Here is a 20,230-nt window from a genome sequence, read left to right as displayed (position 1 = left end):
TCAGCATGACATCAAGCAATCTGCATAAAGAAAAGCCTGCCCCTTTTAAAGAGGCAGGCTATTTCTTTTCCGTCTTCACATTCACCTTTGGAATGAGGATAACCATCACTATGATGCCGCATGCTATCAAGATCCCAAAAATGGTCGGAAGAAGCGCCGATCTCTGCTTTTCATGATCATCGGCAATAGGTGCTGATACAGCCGAATCACTAAAAGAGATGTTGATCTCTTTCATCATACGAGCTGGCGTTTTAGGCGGATTTTCTTTCAGATCACTGAACAGCTGCGGCGAAAGCTGGCCGCCAGAGGTTTTAGGCGGTTCAGCAAAATGAATGTCTGTTTTGACTTTTGATGTTGTTTTGCTTTGTTCGTATTTCGTTTGATCTCTCAATATACTTGAGTTAATATTGAGATCCTTTTCTTGATATTCATTCGGCTTGACATTCGTATCCGTATCTTCACCTGTAGCAGCAAAAGCAGCAGGGATGAGGAGAAAAAGGGATATGACACCAAGTGCCATCCCTTTGACGTATAGGTTAAGCCTCATGAGTCACATCACGTTCCTCTGTTTGATCTTTCCATAGCCTTTTCACAAGTGGTATGACCATTAACAAGACAGTTAAAATCAACAGCCCTGTGATGCCTATGCCGAAGTTATCTCCATTTCCATATTGGATGGACAAATACACGTCGGTCACGGGATTTGTAAAGTAGAAATTCGGCATGACCAAATCAATTAAAGGTGCGACAAAGAAGAAAATAAGCGCCGTTGCTGCCATCCATCCGGCAATGGAACCGAAAAGGAAGGCCGTGCGAATAAAGGCAGAGCACGCCACTAGCAGCAGAATCGTGAAGATCGACCATTGAATGGCTTGATCATCTGCAAGTTTGTAAATGTTGAGTCCAAACAGGCTGATCATCAGCCCGACTAAAAGATTCAAAATGCCAAACAGAGCACCTTTCACCAGCATTGGAGCCGCGGCATAATACGAGCTAAAAAAGCCAATCAACAAACTGCTAATCATCACAATGACCAAAATCACCACTGGCGGTACAGTCTGCGCTTTTTCTTCAGGGACGTCTCCGCTAATCTTCAACGGGTTCGCTAAGTGGTTATACACATAGTTGCTGTCGCCTTGGTCGCTTAATGTATTACCTAAAATACCATTTAAATCTTGCTGAACAAGTTTCGTAGAATGGACATTCTTGCTCCAGTTTTCGTTCAGTGTGTCCGCTTTTTCTTGAACCGTTGTGACACTCTCTTCAATGTTATTCGTATAATCTGCCACCCCTTTTTGACGGTCAGTTAACGAACTCATATTTTCAGAAAGACGAAGCACTTCCTGACCAATTGAATCCTGTGCACTCACAACAATCGAACTGCCCGCAAGGTCTGCCGTATACACCGCATCTCCTTGATCAGCCATTTGTTCAGCTACATGGTCCGCACTTTTAGAAATTGCATTTAATTCCTGTTCCATGCTTGCCTGCTGAGTCGAAATGTATGCCGCATAGCCGTCCGAAAATTTTTGCATCTCATCAATAAAAGTTGACACATCATCGTTTGACATGAGCATTTGATTTTTGAGTGTATCCCAGTTTTCCGTTTCTTCTTTTTTGATGGAAAGGATGGACTGGATTTCATCTCCTTTTGTGTCGACCAAAGAAGAAGGATCCTTCTTTTGATAGAAGCTGTTAAGTAATGCTTCATACTGTGCTAATTCATTTGAATACTTTAATAATTCTGATGCATTTTCTGAATTTGTATCGAAGCCCCCAAGTTTATCCATTTTTGATGTATATTGATTTAATGGAGATTGAGTTGTTTCTATTCGTTCTAATTTTCTTGTAATAGAAGACTCTTGTTTGATAATGGATTTCTTTATATCACTTATGTTTTTATTGTTACTAGTTTCTATTCTTATTATTTTTTCTTCTAGTTTGTCTATTTTATCTGTTAAAGATTTTAGTTCTTTACTCAAAAGATCGACTTTTCCTTGTAATTGATCGTTATGAGCTTTGGTTTTCTCCTCGATATTCTTTTTCACTTCTTCTAATTTTAGGGACAGTGCTTTTAGTTGCTCTTTTGATTGAACTGACGTTGATTTGGTTTCCCCAGTTTGGTCTGGATTTTCTCCACCATTTTCAGGAGTAGGTGTCGTTTCTTCATTTCCTGACAACTCATCTGCCACTTGATTTATTTCTGTTGAGATTTCAGTTAATTCCTTCGTCTCTTCTTCAAGATCGATTTTCAAACCGTCTGACGAATCTTTTTGGTCCTCATCTTGATTATTCGAATCCTCATTCGGATCCTCTTTCGGTTTCTCTGCTTCAAGCAATGCCTTTCTTGAAGCTTTCAATTGCTCTTGCAACGGAGTAATTGTATCGCCCATATATGAAAGATATTGATCTTCATAGTTTTTAATCAATTCTTCCTGAGACTCCTGAACAAGCTTAGTTAATCCCGTCGATTGCTTAGGAATTGCGTCTTCCCTCGACTTCTGAACAGATTGAATTGCACTGTCAGTTGTTTTCAGCTGACTTTGCACCCCGTTGATATCTGTTTTTAGTCCGCCCATTTGATCGCTAAAGCTGCGGGCATTTTGATTTTGAATCTCCGCAAGCTGTTTGAGTCCTTGCTGGATTTGTTTTTTGCTTGTAGATTGCGCTTTGATCAGGAGATCCTTTTGTTTCTCCTGATACTGCTTATATTGGTCCACTACTTTCACAAAATCCTTTAGCTGACTCTTCGCTTCTTCTGTTGTACTTAAGCCGTCTTTATACTGTTTTTGTGAATCGGCCATCGCCTTTTTTAAGTCTTCTATTTGTTTCTTCTGCTGCTGGACGGCATCAGATAGTTTGTTTGAATTGGGCTTATAGAAGTTATACATCGTGTTTTGGAATTCGACTTCTTTGCCGACAATATTCTCAAATTCTTCTCTGACATTGCCGATTTCCTGTGATACAAAACTCCAGTATAAGGTCGACATCTGTTCGTTCATTTTCTTTTGAGCATTTTCCAGCTCTCTTTGCACTTTTTCTTTATTCACTGCATTGAGCTGATCTTGAATCGAAAATTGAATGGATGCCTTTTCAGGATGTTCTTTATCATAGCTCAGCACATTTTTAGAGAAGTCAGACGGAATATAGAGGACAGCGTCGTACTTTCTATTTTTCAGTCCATTTTCCGCCGCACTGCGATTGACGACCGTCCATGTGTAATCTGGACGCTCTGATAATGCTGCCACCACATCCTGTCCGAAACGAGCAGTGTTTTCACTTTCGCTCGCTCCCATATCCTCATTGACCACTGCAATATTACGCGTAGCATTCTTCTTTTGTTTTGCCGGATCATCTCCAATGAGATGGAAAAATAAAACCGGCAAAACGAGAATCAGTATCATGGTGGACACGATTTTGATGGAGCTTTTTTGCTGCTCTGTCATTGAACACTCTTCCTTTCTACCGCACATAAAGGAACCTGGATTTTCTTCTCTTTTCCGTTTTCAACCAAATAGCCGAAGCCTGGCTGAATCTCTGGTTCTTGTCTTGCATACGGAAGCGGTATGATGTTTTGCTCTGATTTTTTCATGAGTAACATGGCATGACGAACTTGTTTGATTTCGTTTGTGAGTGCATCATAGCCCTTACTGAATTCGGTATGATTTCCTGATGCGATCAGGCTAAAGCCTAGGTGTGCATAAGACTTCATGAAATCAGCCAATTGATCTTGAAGGCGCGGATCGATTGTTTGCTGAAAACGTGTGATGCCGTCGATCACCAGCACAACTTGAGCAAATGACAGCTGATCAGTTTCTCCCCGGCGCACAGCTTCGACATACATCTCTTCTCGAACCTTGAATAAACGGTCCATTTCCTCTGCCCATTTGGAGATATCATCCTTGGTCTCAAGATAATCAATGTTCTCTTCTTTTGCATAGTAAGAAAGTCCACGATCAATTGAGTCAAAGACGGCAAGCTTTTCAGGCTTTGCCGCTAACAGCTGATCAAGCAGCAGTTTTGTTACATTTGTTTTCCCACGCTGCGTTTGCCCAATAATGAGGCAGTGTTTATTCTTTTTCAAATCAAAGTATACTGGTGCCACAGATTCCTCATCTAATCCTACTGGAATGTCATAAGGCTGTTTTTGATCATCTAAACGACTCTCAAGCTCCCAAACGGTCAGCTTATCAGGCAGCATTGGCACAGGCTTTGGTTTTTCAGCGTCTTGGAAGCGGTCATGAAGAAGCTGGATCTCTTGCTTCAGATGTTCAAACAATTCGAGATCGTTCTCTCCTTCAACTGGCAGGAACATTTGCGCAAAGTAAAGCTCTTCCTTGTTGATAATGACTCTACCTGGAATCGGCTCTAAGCTGAATTTCGGTCTGCCAATAATGGAATATGCCTCTCCTTGATCCATTAAGTAATGAACAATCTTTGTTTTCAAGTTGTTCATGAGCGATTGGCGCACTGCGTTTACACGAGTTGCTGTGATCAAGAAGTAAATGCCTAATGACTGTCCATCCCGGCTCAGCTGGATAAATTCAGATTCGAGTTCATGCATTTCGTCTTTGACAATGTCAAAGTTGTCAATCACGATAAAGATGAACGGAAGCTTTTTCTCATTCAAAGCGTTGTACATTTTGATATGACTCATTTCCTGCTGTCTGAATAAACGCTTGCGATATTCAACCTCTTCACGCAGACGCTTCATCGACTTTTGAATCTTTCTCATTTGATCCATTAAGAAATAATCCGCTGTGTGCGGCAGTTTGGCGAGCGGAAGCAACGTACCGTTACCGAAGTCATAAATATACGCATGCCATTCTTCAGGGGAATATCTCTCAGCAAAGCTCATGAGCAGTGTTGTGGCCGCAAGTGATTTGCCGTAGCCGGATGACCCGAAGATGCCAATATTCCCATCCTCCATCATTTGATACGAAAGTGGATGCTGGCTTTGCTGATCTGGCTCATCGACAAGTGCGAAATGGAAGACATGCTCTTCACTCGACGCATAACGCGTTTTCGGAATACGCTCTTCAAGCGGTGGAAGCCATGGACTTGGGAGTTTCTCAATTCCAAGCTCCTGCTGCATTCTTTCAATTTCATCCACAACAGCGGAAATTTCCGTCACTGTCTCTTTTTTCACTGCTGGCTCTGTGCTGACCCCTGATAACGGAATCAGTCCAGTGTCGGTCACAATCGCAATGTCATCTTCTGACCCGTAGCCATCCTCCATATACGGTGCACCGCTCCAAGCCGATTGGAATAATTCATAGATCTCATTGTTTCCAACTTGTAAATATCCCCGACCTGTGACGGTAATCGACGCCGCATCACTATTTTTCAAAATTTCCTTACTGTCTGACGCATCTTGTACCTTTAATGCCACCTTAAAGCGGGAGTTACTCCAAATTTGATCATCAATGACCCCGCCAGGCTTCTGTGTGGCCAAAATGAGATGGACACCGAGGCTTCGCCCGATACGTGCGGCACTGACAAGCTCTCTAATAAAGTCAGGCTCTTCACTTTTTAGTTCAGCAAACTCATCAGAGATTAAGAACAAATGAGGCATCGCCTGTTCAGCCTTTTTCTCTTTATAGAGCTTCGTATAATCATTGATGTGATTCACATGATACTGATCAAACAATCGCTGACGTTTTTTCAGTTCACTTTTAATAGAGGCAAGCGCTCTTTCACTAAAGTTCTTGCTGCCTTCAATGTTTGTGATGGTCCCAAGTAAATGCGGAATATTTCGGAACGGCTGCGCCATTCCGCCTCCTTTGTAATCAATGAGCAGGAAGGCAACCTCATGTGGGTGAAAGTGTACAGCCAAAGATAAAATATACGTCTGTAAAAATTCACTTTTCCCTGATCCGGTTGTCCCAGCTAACAGACCGTGCGGACCATGTGCTTTTTCATGAAGGTTCAAATCGACAATATCGTTTTTTCCTTTATAACCGATTGGCACAGATAATGATTTTGCTGTTTCAGATGTCAGCCACTTTTCACGAATGCCAATGTCCTCTACCTGTTTGGCATGAAATAAATCAAGGAATGAGACTGTTTCTGGAATCGAGTTGGTCATTCCGACTTGATGATCTAATGTTCTTAGTGTTCTGGCAAACAGCTCATTATCCTCACGCTGATGTGTATCAAGCTGAAATGGAATCCGGACAGCCTTCTTATGTTGGATGAGAATATCTCCTTCTTCTTCGTTAATGTAACGGACAAGCGTTGAGATATTTTCAGCTAAGCTTTCCTTTGTTTCTGCCGCAAAGATAATCGAGATGCCTAAATCTGTTCGGCTGCCTTCTAAGTATTCTAAAATGACATGTTCCGCAATGAGTTCATGGTTTGTCACGATGAACACAAAGTGAGGCGTAAAGATTTTCTTCTCTTTCTCTTCCTCTAAATCACGCTCACGTAAAATTTCATAAATAGAAGATAAAAGCTGATCGCGTGTTTGTTCGTTGTAAATAAATCCTTTACCGTATGTATGAGGCAGTTGGAAGTGCGGCAGCCATTTCATCCATTCCCAATGCTCATACTCCTGTTCATTAAAGATAAAAACAAACCTCAAATCATGATAACTGTGCGAGAAAGCCAGCTGGCCGACAAGCTGGTGAAGTTCATTTTTCACAATTGCCGGTTTACCGATTAAACCGGTTGGGCCGTCCGCAAGACCGAATGTAATCGGTACATCCTTTACCTCACGATAGACATTTTGCATGTGCTGCGTTTGCTCCATTAAGTCATCAATGTCACGATTGGCCATATCGCCGCCGCTTGTCGATAATTCATAGCTTGAGGGAACTGCACCTGTCCCAAGACGCAGCTGTAAAAAATCATCACTGACAAGGGTCTTTTCCCAAATCCGCCCACTGATTTCTGACGTCAAGTACTTCATTTGTTCGAATGATGGATAATGATACGTGAGAATAAATTGTTGACGGTCATATAGCTCCTGCAGTTCTTTTCGCTTATTTTCTAAGTAAAGCGAGTAAACCCGCTGTCGTTTCTCTTCCCGTCTTTTGCGCTGTGACTTCTCTTTAAAGTATTGAACAGACGATGTAATTAACGTCATAATAAACATCGCCATCGACACGACAATAAAGATTCCACGCGGCTGTATCAGGGCAACGATCCCCATGACAAGCAGCATGACAAGCGGCGGGAGGACCACAAGCCAAAGCCCTCTGCCGTTATGTTCAGTTTCCTGTGAAGGAAAGCTAAATGAAACCCGGTCATCTGGCAGATCGTAAATCAAACGCGGTGTTCGTCTGTATAAAGGGTATCTTTGTTTCGTTTCGGTACTCGGTGGTCTTGTTTTTTCTAAACGTGTTTGAAATGGTTCGAATGCTGTCACTTGCAATAAATCATCATCTTGAAATCTAACCGTCAAAAAGTTCCAGAACAGCTCGTCTCCGGCATGAACCTTCTCTGGACCGTGAATTTGTTTCCCATTCACATAAATCGTCTCATCCTCGGGCATGACATACCAAGTTCCTTCAACTTGTTCTAAAGTAAACTGTTTGGCATCTTGAAACATCGCATGAGCTTGTTCTTTCCACACATCAACCTCATCTTTCTCCTCACGTGAAAAAGACACCTCAACTCTATTTCCTAGGTAATAAATGTGCTGATCATGATGTGCCTCCATTAACACGAGTGTGAGTGCTCCAATCTGACACGGCTCATTTGGACGTAATGTTCCTTTCTTCGTTTCTCCTTGGTATATTGAAAAACCGTCATTTGATTCTTCTGGAGATAAACGAATCGTCCCTTCATCAAATGAAAGGGAAGGGATCGTTACGGTATGCTCTATTTCAGGTCCAATCACGGCTTCACGATTGAACTGCTCATCTAAACGGACGGTTTGATAATTCTCCTCATAAAAAACCCAAAGAAGACTCAAACGCTCCACCTCCTCATCGGACAGCACCAACTGTCAGTTGTATCGAAAGAATTATTTTTTCTCATCTTTTTTCGTCTGAGAGGTTTTCTTATTTGAATCAGATTCTTTCTCTTTTTTCTCCTGATCGGCTTTTGACTGCTCTTGTTCAGCTGAATCATCTGTTTGGCTCGCTTCTGAGGAGTCATTGGTGCTTGTCTCCGTTGTTTCTTCTTCATATTTCGCCATTTCTTTAATGATTGGATCTAGCTGTTTTTGTTTTTCTTCAGCAGAAAGGCTGTCATCGTTTTGAATGTCATTACGGTAGGCGACAAGTGCTGTGAATATGTATCGGTCGTCCCCGAGTACCCGTGCTATATCAAGAGCTTCCTTGCTATTGCCTTGTCCAATGTGAATCCAAAACAAAAAGTATTGCGGGTCTGTCTGCAATGTGTACGTATCCGTGATTTCTTTTTTGTGCTGGTCAAGCAATAGATTGCCTTGATTCGTCTGCACATACGAAATGGCCAGTTCATACTGAAGAGAGACTGGCATTTGATCAGCTTTGTATTTTTCGAGCGTATCCACCACTTGGCTGTACTGTTTGTTGAGATAATATTTGTTTGCTTCCACATACGCTTCTTGTTTCGGCATGGCGAAAAAGAACGTGTAAATGGTATACACCAATGCAGGAATCAAAAGAACAAGGAGACCAAGTCCAATGTATCGTTCGAGCTTCCATTTCTTTTTTGGAATGGTTACCAGCGTCTTTTCTTTTGCTTCGATCGCTTTGATTTTTTGTTGAATCAAGGCGGACACTTCTTCAAGAGACTTTGTATCACTGATTTCCTTTGCCAGCTCGGATAATTTCAACGTATCATGATAAGCCAAATATTCTTGAAACTGATATTGATGGTCCACCACTCGAAGAATGACGGCTTTGACCTCTTTTAAGAGGCGATGCTCATCGGTTTCATATGGCGGGATGCTTTCTTTGACCCCGTAATGCAAAAATGCTGGCGCTAAGCCTTGATGAAAAACAATGTTTTCAGGAGAAACAATAGGATGCAGCCGCTTCACATCGTGTTTGCACACTGCATCGACAAGCTGGTATGAAAAAATCCATTTGCTTTTTTCATCCTTTGCATGGATGAAACGAAATTCCTGATAGGCAGGAGGCGGTTGAATCGAAATGATGACCTCACCTTCGGTTAATTGAATGTCTTTTTTAAACGAAGGATTGATGTCTTTAATTGGCGCCGCTTCTAAACCGTCTAAGAGTTTAATTGTCTCTCTTTGAAAAATGAAGGTGTAAGTGCCTTCCTCTTTTTTCATGACTGCTTCTAATTGTTCTTCTAAATAGGAACTCTTTTTATCTGCCATTTACAAAAGTCCTTTCATAGTATTTCCAGCCTGTCTCCTGTGGTGATCCCACAGTCTGACAGCTTATATTCGCCTGAAAACACAGCTTTCTTATTAACTACACGCACCCATCCGCCTTCTCGCTTTGGCAGTGAGATTTGTTTGGCCTGCCAGGCGATATGAATGACTTGCTTAATATGTAAATAATTTGATAGTCTCAAATCAAACACACTGCCATCATAATTTTTTAAGTCGATGGTAATATCGATATACACAAATTTCCACCTCACAAAATAGAAAGAGCGCCGGCATCAACTGACAGACTCGGCGCTTTTTCTGCTTTTCACACTTAGAAAGGAAATCACTTTGATTAGCCGCGGATTTGGCTTGCGATGTCTTGGTCAGTGCTTTCAAGTGTATTTGCAGTTTGATCAAGCTGATTGCTGACATCTGTTAATAGATCAGACATTTTGATGAATGAAGGCTTTAGCTGTTCGTATTGATCAGCGAATGCTTCACTAGAAGCACCTTCCCACATTCCTTTAAGATCAGAGATCATTCTATTTAGACGATCAACTTGGTTTAACACTTCTTGACTTTCAACACCATATTGCTTAGCGGTCGCTCTTAGTTCTTCTGGGGTTACGCGAATAATTCCTGACATATTCCTCATTACCTCCCGTGCATAGCCGCCATATAATGGGCTAATCCACTTATTTTTTGACGTTATTATTATAAAAACAGAAATGATACACAGTCAAACAAATCTGTTTTTATTTTACAAAATGAGTCTATAGAATTACTGTTTTTTCGCTCTTTATCTAGTATTTAACATTTTCTTGGTCATATATCCTTAATAAGCGTTGGGCAGATTCGATGAATCTTTTCGTCTATTGATTTTTTACTACGTTATTATTGTACTATTCTTTTTCATCCCCACTGACCTCCAGTGTACTCTCTTCTAGAGCTTTCTGTTTTTTAAGTTTATGGCATTTTTTTTATTGATTTACGCACCTGTTTTTCTTCATAATGTAAGTACGTGAAATATTCGAAAAAAGCAGGGGTTTTTATGACAAAAAAGACAGATCCGTTTAAGTATAGCCTTGATCGTTTAGAGGATGTGGCAGACCAAATTAGTGATGTGCTCAATTGCCCTATTACTATAGAAGATACTCATCATCGATTACTAGCCTATAGCACACACAATGATTTCACTGATCCCGCCAGAACTTCAACCATTATCTCCCGCCGTGTACCGGAAAAAGTCATTAATCGGCTTTGGAAGGACGGCATTATTCCTACACTCCTGAAAACAGATGAACCGCTTCGTGTCCCTCAAATTGCAGAGGTGGGTTTATCTAGCAGGGTCGCCATTTCGATATGGAAGGACCAAGAAGTGCTCGGATTTATTTGGGCAATTGAATCCGAGCAGCCTTTCTCAGATGAGGACATGGACCTACTCAAAATGGCAGCACATGCCGTGAAAAACAAATTACTTAATTTACAAATTCGAAAAACGAAAACAGAGGAACGCAATCAGGAGCTTTTTTGGAAGATGCTCACAGGTCATATTCATGAAAAGGATGAGATACTTGATCTCTTTTTGAGGCTCGGCATAAGATGTCCGGATACGTATGCCATTATCATCTTTCGCCTACGTGACGAGCTCACAGAGGAAACGGAAAAGAAACTCTCCTATCTGCTTGAAACAACGCAGCAAGTGCAGGTGCTCTTAACGACTGTTGATTTTCACGAATTCATTATTCTTGTCTCACCAAAAACGGAACACCCGCTTCAGGATATCAAACAATTCACAAACAGCATGCTACAACAGCTGTCTGATCGGTATCACATCCATCACGTTCAAGCGGCCATTGGTGGAATTTACGACCATATCACGCATATACAGCCATCCTATAAAGAAGCACTTGCTGTATTAAAAACAAAAGAACGCTTTCCTGTTGAAACGGAGCGTTTAAACAGTTTTTCTGAACTTGGGATTTATCAATATTTAGATGTACTTGCTGAAAAGCGAAAGGGCTCGTCTTATTCCAGTTACTCTTTATCAAAGCTGGAGGATTACGACATAAGGCACCATTCCAACCTAGTTGAGACCCTGGAACGGTTTATTGATTGTGACAGCAACGCCAATACCGCCGCAAAGCAATTAAATATTCATATCAACACACTGAATTACAGGCTGAAGCGGATTACAGACATTGCAGAAATTGATTTAAAAAACATGAATGAGAAAATGACCATTTATCTTGATATGAAGCTAAAAAACGTCCATTTGTGAAATTTCACAAAGAGGCGTTTTTTAATTTTTTCATTCAACCGAAGAATTTTCTAAACTTTCAGGATACACTAGACATACAATATCAATAGATAAGCATAGGAGGAATAAACATGATCATCGGCATTCCGAAAGAGATTAAGAACAATGAAAACCGAGTGGCATTAACACCAGGAGCAGCTTCTCAATTGCTTTCTGCTGGACACCAGATTTTGATTGAAACAAACGCTGGTTCTGGAAGCGGATTCACTGATGACGATTATGTATCTGTTGGTGCAAAGATCCTTGATCAAGCGAAAGATGTGTGGGCATCTTCTGATATGATTATGAAGGTAAAAGAACCATTACCAGAAGAATATCCGTATTTTAGAGAAGGCCTTATCTTATTTACGTACCTGCATCTTGCGGCAGAGCCCTCCTTGGCTGAAGCATTAAAACAAAAAGGCGTGACAGCCATTGCTTATGAAACGGTAACAGATGGAAAATCACTTCCTCTATTAACGCCAATGTCTGAAGTGGCGGGCAGAATGGCCGCTCAGATTGGTGCCCAATTTTTAGAAAAGCCAAAAGGCGGGAAAGGCATTTTGCTCGCAGGCGTGCCAGGGGTATCAAGAGGTAAAGTCACCATTATAGGTGGCGGTGTTGTTGGAACAAATGCAGCGAAAATGGCCATCGGACTTGGTGCAGATGTAACACTCATTGATTTAAACGCGGAGCGATTACGTCAGCTGGACGATCAGTTTGGTCATCAAATGAAAACGTTGATGTCTAATCCTGTCAACATTGCAGATTCAGTGCGGGAGGCAGACCTTCTCATTTGTGCGGTTCTCATTCCAGGTGCCAAAGCACCGACCCTTGTAACAGAAGAAATGGTGAAACAAATGAAGCCTGGTTCTGTTATTGTCGATGTAGCCATTGACCAAGGCGGGATTGTAGAAACAGTCGATCATATCACAACACATGATCAGCCTACTTATGAAAAACACGGTATTTTACATTATGCTGTCGCCAATATGCCAGGCGCAGTTCCGAGAACATCGACTGTTGCTTTAACAAATGTCACCGTTCCTTATGCACTGCAAATTGCAAATAAAGGTGCTATAAAAGCCATTAAAGAAAACAATGCGATCGCAGCAGGCGTCAATGTGATGAACGGACATATCACCTATGAAGCCGTCGCTCGTGATCTCGGCTATGAATATGTGCCTGTCAGTAAAGTCCTTGATACATCTTCTATGACTGAAGCTTAATATCCTAGCCCGCCCTTTTCAGGAGCGGGCTTTATTGTTAACCTGAAATAAAAACAAGTTGACAAAAGACCTTCTTCCCCTTAATCTATTTGTACAGATAAGACAGGGGGAAACATCATGCAAAAGAAGACAAGAACGGCTGACTTTGTGCTAGTCGGAATGTTTGCTGCACTGATGGCTATAGGAGCCAATATTACATCAATCGTACCGTTTTTACAGGTCGGCGGTATCCCGCTCACCATGCAGCCGTTTTTTTGTGTGCTTGCTGGTCTTTTGCTAGGCAGACGTCTTGGTGCATTAGCCATGATTGTCTATGCCTTAGTTGGAATGGCTGGCGCACCTGTATTCGCACAATTCTCTGCGGGCCTTGGTGTCATTTTAGGTAAAAGCGGCGGCTTTGTGTTATCGTACATTCCTGCTGCCTGGCTTGCCGGATTCATTCTTGAAAAGAGACAACACCCTGGCTTTGGCCGCTTTTTGCTTGCAGCCATTGCTGGCACGACTGTGATGTATGTGGTCGGAACAACCTATATGTACATCGCGTTAAATGTTTGGTTACATGCACCAATCTCTTATCAAACAACGTGGTTCTTCATGATCTGGTTTATGGTCAAAGACTACGCTTTGACGATTGTCCTTGCCATGCTGGCACCTAAAATTTATCGTTCTGTTTCAAAAGCCACATCCTTTCGAAAAGAACAAACTGTCTCTTAAAGATCAAAAAAGGTTCCTTCATATAGAGGAACCTTTTCATATTATAGGATAATTGCCGCAAGCCAGCCGAACACAACAAGCGGGATATTATAGTAGATAAATGTTGGGACACATGTACCCCAAATGTGGTGATGCTGTCCATCCATATTCAGCCCAGATGTCGGTCCAAGGGTACTGTCACTTGCAGGTGACCCTGCATCTCCTACAGCCGCAGCTGAACCAATAATTGCAATGGTTGCCATTGGGCTAAACCCTAAGTGTAAACAAAGTGGAACAAAGATGGTCGTAATAATCGGAATCGTTGCAAATGATGACCCGATGCCCATTGTGACTAACAGGCCAACTAGCAGCATTAAAATGGCTGCTAAGCTTTGGTTGTTTCCGATAAATTGAGAAGATGCCTTGACGAGAGATTCAATATCTCCCGTTTTCGTTAACACGTTGGCAAATCCAGCTGCGACAAGCATGACAAAGCCGATAAATGCCATCATGTTCATTCCAGATGTAATCAGCTCGTCTGCTTCATCACGTTTCATCATACCGGTTACAAACAAGACAAGCAATCCTGCAAGTGCACCGAAAATCATTCCTTCTACTCCCAGGCTTTGAGAGAGATATAGCTGGACAATTAATGAAACAAGGATAGCAAGTACAGCATAGAGCAGACTTTTCTTCGTATACGCTGATTTTTCTACATCCGTAATGTCACGATCTTCATATACTTTTGGCTTACGATACACCAAAAGTGAAACGATCAATCCGAGAACCATGCCACCTACAGGAATCAGCATCGCATATGGAATATCTGCTAAGTTCACTGTCAAACCAGCTTCCTTCATATTGTCACGAAGCATCCCGTGGAAAATCTGACCAAAACCGACCGGAAGTAATATATATGGTGCAGTGAGTCCGAAGGTAATAACACACGCCAGCAGTCTGCGGTCGATTTGAAGCTCATTAAACACCTTTAATAATGGCGGGATTAAGACCGGAATAAAAGCAATATGAACAGGAACGACGTTTTGAGAAAAACAAGATACGATCAAAATGACCAGAATAATGAGCACTTTTGATAATGTTTTTCTTCTTGAATCGCCTTCTTTTCCTAGAAGCTTTACTGCTCCTTCGACCATGGCATCAGGAAGACCCGTTTTCGTCAGCGCCGCTGCAAATGCCCCTAAAAGAGCGTAACTAATTGCCACTGTCGCATTTCCGCCAAGTCCGTCAGTAAAGGCTTCAACTGTTCCTCCTAGACCTAATCCACCTGCAAGTCCACCCGCTAAAGCGCCAAGTGCCAGCGCAATCACGACATTGACTCGAAGCAAGCTCAATACCAACATTAAAACAACCGCTAAAACAACTGCATTCATGGTGAAACCCCCGAAATCCTTTAGTTTACTAATGTAGTAGATAATTAAAGTACCAACGTATGTTACCATACAAAATTTACTTCGTCAAATGGCGTATGTCCTATATAAAAAGCTCTGCCGTCTGGCAGAGCTTCAGTCTTTATTTCTTTGCTTCAAATCGTTCTACAAATGTCGCTATTGATCTCACCATCACGCCTGTTGCTCCTGTTGGCCCAAAGCATGAAGGTTTTTCTGTCGTGGCTGTTCCTGCAATATCTAAGTGAACCCAAGGGGTGTCTTCAGCGAATTCCCCAATGAATGCACCTGCCATGATCGCATGACCATCACGGCCTGGTGAGTTATTGAGGTCAGCCATTTTGCTGTTTCGCACTCGCTTTTTATCTTTTTCAGTGATTGGCAGCTGCCAAATCATTTCACCACATTCTTCTGATGCTTCTTTAAACTGTCCATACAGTTCATCATTATTGGTCATCACGCCTGTTATCTCATTCCCAAGTGCTACAATGACACCGCCTGTTAATGTCGCCACGTCCACAAGTACAGAGGCTCCATGCTGTTTCGCATATGTCACACCATCTGCTAAAACAAGACGTCCTTCTGCATCCGTGTTGAGCACTTCGATTGTTTTACCGCTCAATGACACAATCACATCATCTGGCTTCATGGCGTCTGCTGAAATCATATTATCTGTTGACGCAATAACAGCAATCACATTTTGCTCTGGACGAAGTTCACCGATAATTTCCATTGCGCCTAAAACAGAAGCTGATCCGCCCATATCTGTTTTCATGCCGACCATACTTGCTCTTGGCTTTAATGAATATCCGCCTGTATCATACGTAATGCCTTTCCCAACAAGCCCAATGACGTCTGTCCATTCTTCCTTGCCTTGATATTTCAATACAATCAGCTTTGGTGGTTCCGTTGAGCCTCTATTGACGGCTAAAATACCACCCATCCCGAGCTCTTCCATTTGTTCTTTATCTAAAATTTCAATCTCGAATTCATATTTATAAGCAAGCTCTGCCGCATAGGAAGCAAGGTCAGAGGACGTGAGCATGTTCGGCGGCATATTCACAAGGGTACGAGCCGAATTGACGGATTGTCCGTAGACTTCGCCTACTTTCAGACTAGCCTGAATTTCAGCCGTATCATGATCTGTCGTAGCATAGACAAACTCGATAAAGCGATCGGGTTCATTCGTTTTATGTTTAAAATCTTGTAATTCATATGTAGCTAAGAGACAGCTTTCAGAAAGGGCATGGGCTGCATCTTGAACAGGCAGATCCTTTCCTATGAACGTATCAAGCAAGACCGAAACCGCTTGCTTTTTATCTTGATGAAGCTTTTTAAATAAATGTGCAAAGACTTCTTTTGCCTCTTCAAACGTGTAATCTGATTCCTTCCCAAGACCGACAAAATAAATGCGTTTAATGCCTGTTTCAGGGGATGGGAAAAATTTCGAAAGCTGATTTCGTTTGGAAGAAATATCGCCTTCTTTTAATAATTCAGTGATTCTTCCTCCATGTAATTCATCCATTTCTTTTGCTTTTCCTGATAATTGGCTCTTTTGAAAAAGTCCGATGGCCAGTGTATCTTTATGTTGCAACTCATTTGTTGAGAAAAACATTATCACACGCTCCTTCAATGAACTCCATATTTCACATTGGAACTTCCATTATATCAAAATTTGCGTACCTATACGATCATTGCCAGCCTGTCTTCTCTTCATGAACATTTATATTTTGACTCACGGAAGGGCATGATGAAAACGTGACGGCCTTCGATAGCCGCCTGTTCATGTTCTCCTCGTTCTCCACTTCTACTTTCTTTAATGTTATAATAAACATGGACTTGGCAACAGTTCTTACTGCCATCATTTTTTATCTTACTAGGGTTAACACTTCATTTTTTCACACGATTTTTCTTAAAGAGAGGATGTTTCTTGTTCATGAGCGTACTGACGAATTTTCCGCTGCTTGCCAGTCTTGCAGCCATCTTTTTTGCACAATTTGTAAAAGTACCTATTCAATTTATCATTTCTAGACGCCTAGATTGGTCGCTCATCACAAGCACAGGCGGAATGCCAAGTTCACACTCCGCAGCAGTAACAGCACTCTCAACAGCAGTTGCTTTAGAGCACGGGCTAGGAACATCTATTTTTGCCATTTCCGCCATCTTTGCCATTATTACAATGTTTGATGCGACAGGTGTTCGCAGACAGGCAGGAGAACAGGCAACTGTCCTAAACAAACTGGTCACGGATTTTAACCGGTTTGTTGCCGAGGCAAAGAACTTCCCAAATGCGGAAGAAAAAGAGAAGCAAAAGAAATTGAAAGAGCTTCTTGGGCATAAGCCGATTGAGGTTTTCTTCGGTGGCTTAACTGGAATCTTGCTCACACTCATCTTAGACTATTACTTCATGTAGAAGCGAAAAAGCTTTGGACCTTTTGAGATCCAAAGCTTTTTTATTCTTTATTGGCTTGAAACTGCTGCCGGAACACTTGCATCGATTCTGCTTCATTCAGCTGATTTAAGTCTTTTTCCGTTAGCCTTCCTTCTCCCTTTTTAATCACATACACGTCCAGCACTTTTTTACCCCATTCTCTATACACATCATCAACCGTTTCATAATATAAATCCAGTTTATGACCTTTAATCGCTTTACCGGTATCTGCGACCACTCCATAGCCATAGTTTGGGATAAACAGGACAGTTCCAATCGGAAAGACAGATGGGTCCGCTGCCACGGTTGAATATAAATCACGTTTTACTTTGACGCCTGAATATGTAATGCCATATGCATGGTGTTCCTTCGTCTTACCTGTTGATTCTACACCCGCTGTATAGCCTGTGGCGACAACCTTTTGCTTCGGATAATCATTCCAATTAAATGCTTCTTCGAGAGACACCGCTCGCAAGTCGTCACTTTTAACCGCCATCGTTTGCCTTTTTGGATGTTGAAAAAAAGAAGATACTTGCTTGCCCGCATTGGTCTTTTTCACCCATGTTGCTAAGTCGCTTGCTTCTACGCCAGATATGCCCGTAAAGCTCGTCATCAAAGCAAGCATAAATAGGGCTGTCATGAACAATCGTTTCATCCATGTTTTCATTTCTATTTGTCACTCCTCTACCCATCTATTTGTTTCCAAACCAAATGGAATCTATGCAAAGGAGAAACAAAAAAACCCACTTGCGTGTAAACAAGTGAGTTAAAACATTTGATAACCTCTTTTTCGAAGTGCCTTGATGACAAAGCCTGAGGCAATGGCACCAATTAAACCGCTTAATAAAATGATGATATCTGCCGCAGCGAGTGAGACGATGCGGTCTCCTATCCCTGAAAAAGCGATACCTGGTTCTCTTATATAAGCGATCATCTTTTGATTATTGATAATGAAAAGGCATACAATTGGATATAAAATCGCCATAATCCATGACATTCTCAGCAGCATATTCAGCAAAAATCCAATGCCGAAGAATAACACGAAAAATAAAATAACTGAAATGATAACGACTGGTAAACTGATCACTTCATCTCCACCCCCAAATATCCCATCATTAGTTTAACTTGGAAAGAGAGATGAAGTCAATCAATGGAAAAAGCAGTGAGATTAATGCTGCTCTCCTGTCCCCTTACATTCCTCACATGTTTCTGATCCGCCGAGCAATAACTGAAAATATCCTTTACCTGAACAATATTGACAGGTTGCTTTTTTTTCTTTTGCTTGTGCATTCATATTGCCCACTCCTTAATCTAAATTTTCTGATAATTCATCATAACATATTTTTCTGTCCAGTACCAAGTGAGAAAATATTCCGTATAACATAAAAAACGTGTATCACAAGGATACACGTTTTCGTCTATTGGTGTTTAGAAGAACTTGAACTTTCCTTTTTTCAGAACAAGTCCAGGTCCGCCAACCATGAATAAAGAACGGTTGTCGATGATTTTCTTCATTGCAGAAGCTTTTGTTCCTTGAAGTTTTTTACCAAACGCAACACCTACAGCGTCGTGTTCACCAAGAGAAGCAACTGTTCCTTTGATGTCTGGCTTAAAGCTTTCAAGCGTACCGCCTTTTATTAGTGCTGCAAGGTTTTTCGCTACTGTCTCACCTTGCTGCATTGCAATTTGTGCAGTTGGTGGGTATGGACGGTTAATTTCTTCATTGATGATTAATGAACAGTCACCAATGATGAACACATCCTCATTTTCTGGTACACGAAGATCTGGAGATACTTTTACGCGGCCGCGCATGTTTTCAAAACCAGCTTCTTCAACGATTGGGTTACCACGTACACCTGCAGCCCAAACAACTGTTGCTGCTTTGATTTCTTCTGTATCATCGTCTTTTCCAACAATGATGCCTTCAGGCGTACATTCTTTGATCGCTGTACCGATTTTGAACTCAACACCTTTACCTTGAAGGTAGTTCATTGCATAATCAATTAATTCCGGATCAAACCCTGGAAGAGCTGTTGGTGCAGCTTCTACACAGATAATACGCACTTCTTTTTGATCAATATCATACTCTTTGCAAAGCTCAGGCACACGGTTACCAAGCTCACCAAGGAACTCAATACCTGTAAAGCCCGCACCGCCAACAACGATGGTTAGACGCTCTGGACGCTTTTCAGCTTCATTATTGTACGTCGCAAATTGAAGCTCAATGTGCTCACGAAGCTGCCGAGCAGAGTTGATGTTAGAGATTGAGAATGCATGTTCTTTCAGTCCTGCAATACCAAATGTTTCAGGAACAGCACCAAGCGCTACAACAAGATAGTCATAAGAAAGTTCCCCATCTGATGTCACAACTTTCTTTGCTTCCTTATCAATGCTCTCAACTGTCGCTTGAACAAAATTGACACGGGAACTGTTAATCACATCTTTGATTTGATAACGACAACGGTCATGATGAAGTGTACCTGCACTTGCTTCATGTAGCCATGTTGTTTCGTAATGATAATTATGCTTGTTCACAAGAGTAATGTCCGCATCATTTGTGCCAAGCTGCTTTGTTAATCTTGTTACAGTCATTAATCCGCCATAACCTGCACCTAATACAACGATTTTCGGTTTATTCACTGGAATCACATCCACCTTTTTTAAATTTGCTGTAAAACGGATGAAGAATTACATATCGTTATTCTCAACCGCTTTGCGGCATTTTATGAAATTTAAACAAAAAAATAAGTATGTGAAAATCTGAACTTTCACCTACAAAAAACGAAAGCATTTGACCGTATCCGACAAAAATTCATAAAAAATTAATAATTAGTTCCCTAAACAATAATAGCGAGTTCTGCTCCTTTTTTCAAGGCTTTAAACTGAAAATCCTTATGA

At 41.5% G+C, this 20,230-nt stretch carries 16 protein-coding genes; 4 read left to right on the top strand and 12 right to left on the bottom strand.

Annotated features, from left to right (window positions below; translation table 11 throughout):
• Positions 1-58 precede the first annotated feature (58 nt).
• The 6 genes from essA to BK049_RS12665 form a co-directional block, all read right to left on the bottom strand.
• On the bottom strand, positions 59-547 hold the full coding sequence (gene essA / locus BK049_RS12690; RefSeq protein WP_071168671.1) for a type VII secretion protein EssA: 489 nt from the start codon (positions 545-547) through the stop codon (positions 59-61).
• Positions 537-3,446 (bottom strand): type VII secretion protein EsaA, encoded by a 2,910-nt coding sequence (gene esaA / locus BK049_RS12685; protein WP_071168670.1) that lies wholly within the window; start codon positions 3,444-3,446, stop codon positions 537-539. The genes essA and esaA overlap by 11 nt, the downstream gene beginning before the upstream one ends.
• Positions 3,443-7,918 carry a type VII secretion protein EssC gene (gene essC / locus BK049_RS12680; protein ID WP_071168669.1) on the bottom strand — a complete coding sequence of 1,492 codons (4,476 nt, stop codon included), beginning with the start codon at positions 7,916-7,918 and terminating at the stop codon, positions 3,443-3,445. Before essC ends, esaA begins: the two co-directional genes overlap by 4 nt.
• Positions 7,919-7,969: 51 nt before the next feature.
• Positions 7,970-9,277 carry a type VII secretion protein EssB gene (gene essB / locus BK049_RS12675; RefSeq protein WP_071168668.1) on the bottom strand — a complete coding sequence of 436 codons (1,308 nt, stop codon included), beginning with the start codon at positions 9,275-9,277 and terminating at the stop codon, positions 7,970-7,972.
• A gap of 14 nt (positions 9,278-9,291) precedes the next feature.
• A complete protein-coding gene (gene yukD / locus BK049_RS12670; protein WP_003213579.1) occupies positions 9,292-9,531 on the bottom strand; it encodes an ESX secretion system protein YukD in 240 nt (79 codons plus the stop codon).
• Between the two features lie 95 nt (positions 9,532-9,626).
• Positions 9,627-9,920 carry a WXG100 family type VII secretion target gene (locus tag BK049_RS12665; protein ID WP_003213769.1) on the bottom strand — a complete coding sequence of 98 codons (294 nt, stop codon included), beginning with the start codon at positions 9,918-9,920 and terminating at the stop codon, positions 9,627-9,629.
• Positions 9,921-10,325: 405 nt separating this feature from the next.
• On the opposite strand from BK049_RS12665, the gene BK049_RS12660 reads away from it, so the two are divergent.
• The 3 genes from BK049_RS12660 to BK049_RS12650 all read left to right on the top strand — a co-directional run bounded on the left by BK049_RS12660 (position 10,326) and on the right by BK049_RS12650 (position 13,516).
• Complete coding sequence (locus tag BK049_RS12660) at positions 10,326-11,555, top strand: sporulation transcriptional activator AdeR (RefSeq protein ID WP_071168667.1); 1,230 nt, start codon at positions 10,326-10,328, stop codon at positions 11,553-11,555.
• 110 nt (positions 11,556-11,665) lie between these two features.
• The gene (gene ald, locus BK049_RS12655) at positions 11,666-12,802 is read left to right on the top strand and encodes an alanine dehydrogenase (protein WP_071168666.1); all 1,137 of its coding nucleotides are present in this window, start codon (positions 11,666-11,668) and stop codon (positions 12,800-12,802) included.
• Positions 12,803-12,919: 117 nt separating this feature from the next.
• On the top strand, positions 12,920-13,516 hold the full coding sequence (locus BK049_RS12650) for a biotin transporter BioY (RefSeq protein ID WP_008357225.1): 597 nt from the start codon (positions 12,920-12,922) through the stop codon (positions 13,514-13,516).
• Positions 13,517-13,557: 41 nt separating this feature from the next.
• On the opposite strand, the gene BK049_RS12645 is transcribed toward BK049_RS12650, so the two are convergent.
• Both BK049_RS12645 and BK049_RS12640 read right to left on the bottom strand, forming a co-directional pair.
• Entirely contained in the window at positions 13,558-14,886 is a 1,329-nt protein-coding gene (locus BK049_RS12645; RefSeq protein WP_008357227.1) for a Na+/H+ antiporter family protein, read from the bottom strand.
• Positions 14,887-15,025: 139 nt separating this feature from the next.
• Entirely contained in the window at positions 15,026-16,516 is a 1,491-nt protein-coding gene (locus tag BK049_RS12640) for a leucyl aminopeptidase (protein WP_008357229.1), read from the bottom strand.
• Positions 16,517-16,837: 321 nt separating this feature from the next.
• On the opposite strand from BK049_RS12640, the gene BK049_RS12635 reads away from it, so the two are divergent.
• Positions 16,838-17,314, top strand: coding sequence for a divergent PAP2 family protein (locus tag BK049_RS12635; RefSeq protein ID WP_008346791.1), 477 nt, complete (start codon positions 16,838-16,840; stop codon positions 17,312-17,314).
• Positions 17,315-17,354: 40 nt separating this feature from the next.
• Here BK049_RS12635 and BK049_RS12630 read toward each other — a convergent pair whose 3' ends face one another.
• The 4 genes from BK049_RS12630 to BK049_RS12620 form a co-directional block, all read right to left on the bottom strand.
• The gene (locus tag BK049_RS12630; RefSeq protein ID WP_071168665.1) at positions 17,355-17,999 is read right to left on the bottom strand and encodes a 3D domain-containing protein; all 645 of its coding nucleotides are present in this window, start codon (positions 17,997-17,999) and stop codon (positions 17,355-17,357) included.
• A gap of 99 nt (positions 18,000-18,098) precedes the next feature.
• On the bottom strand, positions 18,099-18,419 hold the full coding sequence (locus BK049_RS12625) for a YuiB family protein (protein ID WP_008357234.1): 321 nt from the start codon (positions 18,417-18,419) through the stop codon (positions 18,099-18,101).
• Positions 18,420-18,500: 81 nt separating this feature from the next.
• Positions 18,501-18,626: a YuiA family protein gene (locus BK049_RS19560; protein ID WP_167358863.1), complete on the bottom strand. Its 126-nt coding sequence runs from the start codon at positions 18,624-18,626 to the stop codon at positions 18,501-18,503.
• Positions 18,627-18,760: 134 nt separating this feature from the next.
• On the bottom strand, positions 18,761-19,978 hold the full coding sequence (locus tag BK049_RS12620) for an NAD(P)/FAD-dependent oxidoreductase (RefSeq protein ID WP_162130799.1): 1,218 nt from the start codon (positions 19,976-19,978) through the stop codon (positions 18,761-18,763).
• Between the last annotated feature and the right edge of the window lie 252 nt (positions 19,979-20,230).

Origin of the sequence: Bacillus xiamenensis (assembly GCF_001857925.1) — a bacterium.
GTDB classification, from domain to species: domain Bacteria; phylum Bacillota; class Bacilli; order Bacillales; family Bacillaceae; genus Bacillus; species Bacillus xiamenensis.
Note: the sequence above shows the minus strand (reverse complement) of the source record. Positions and strands in the feature narration are given on the sequence as shown.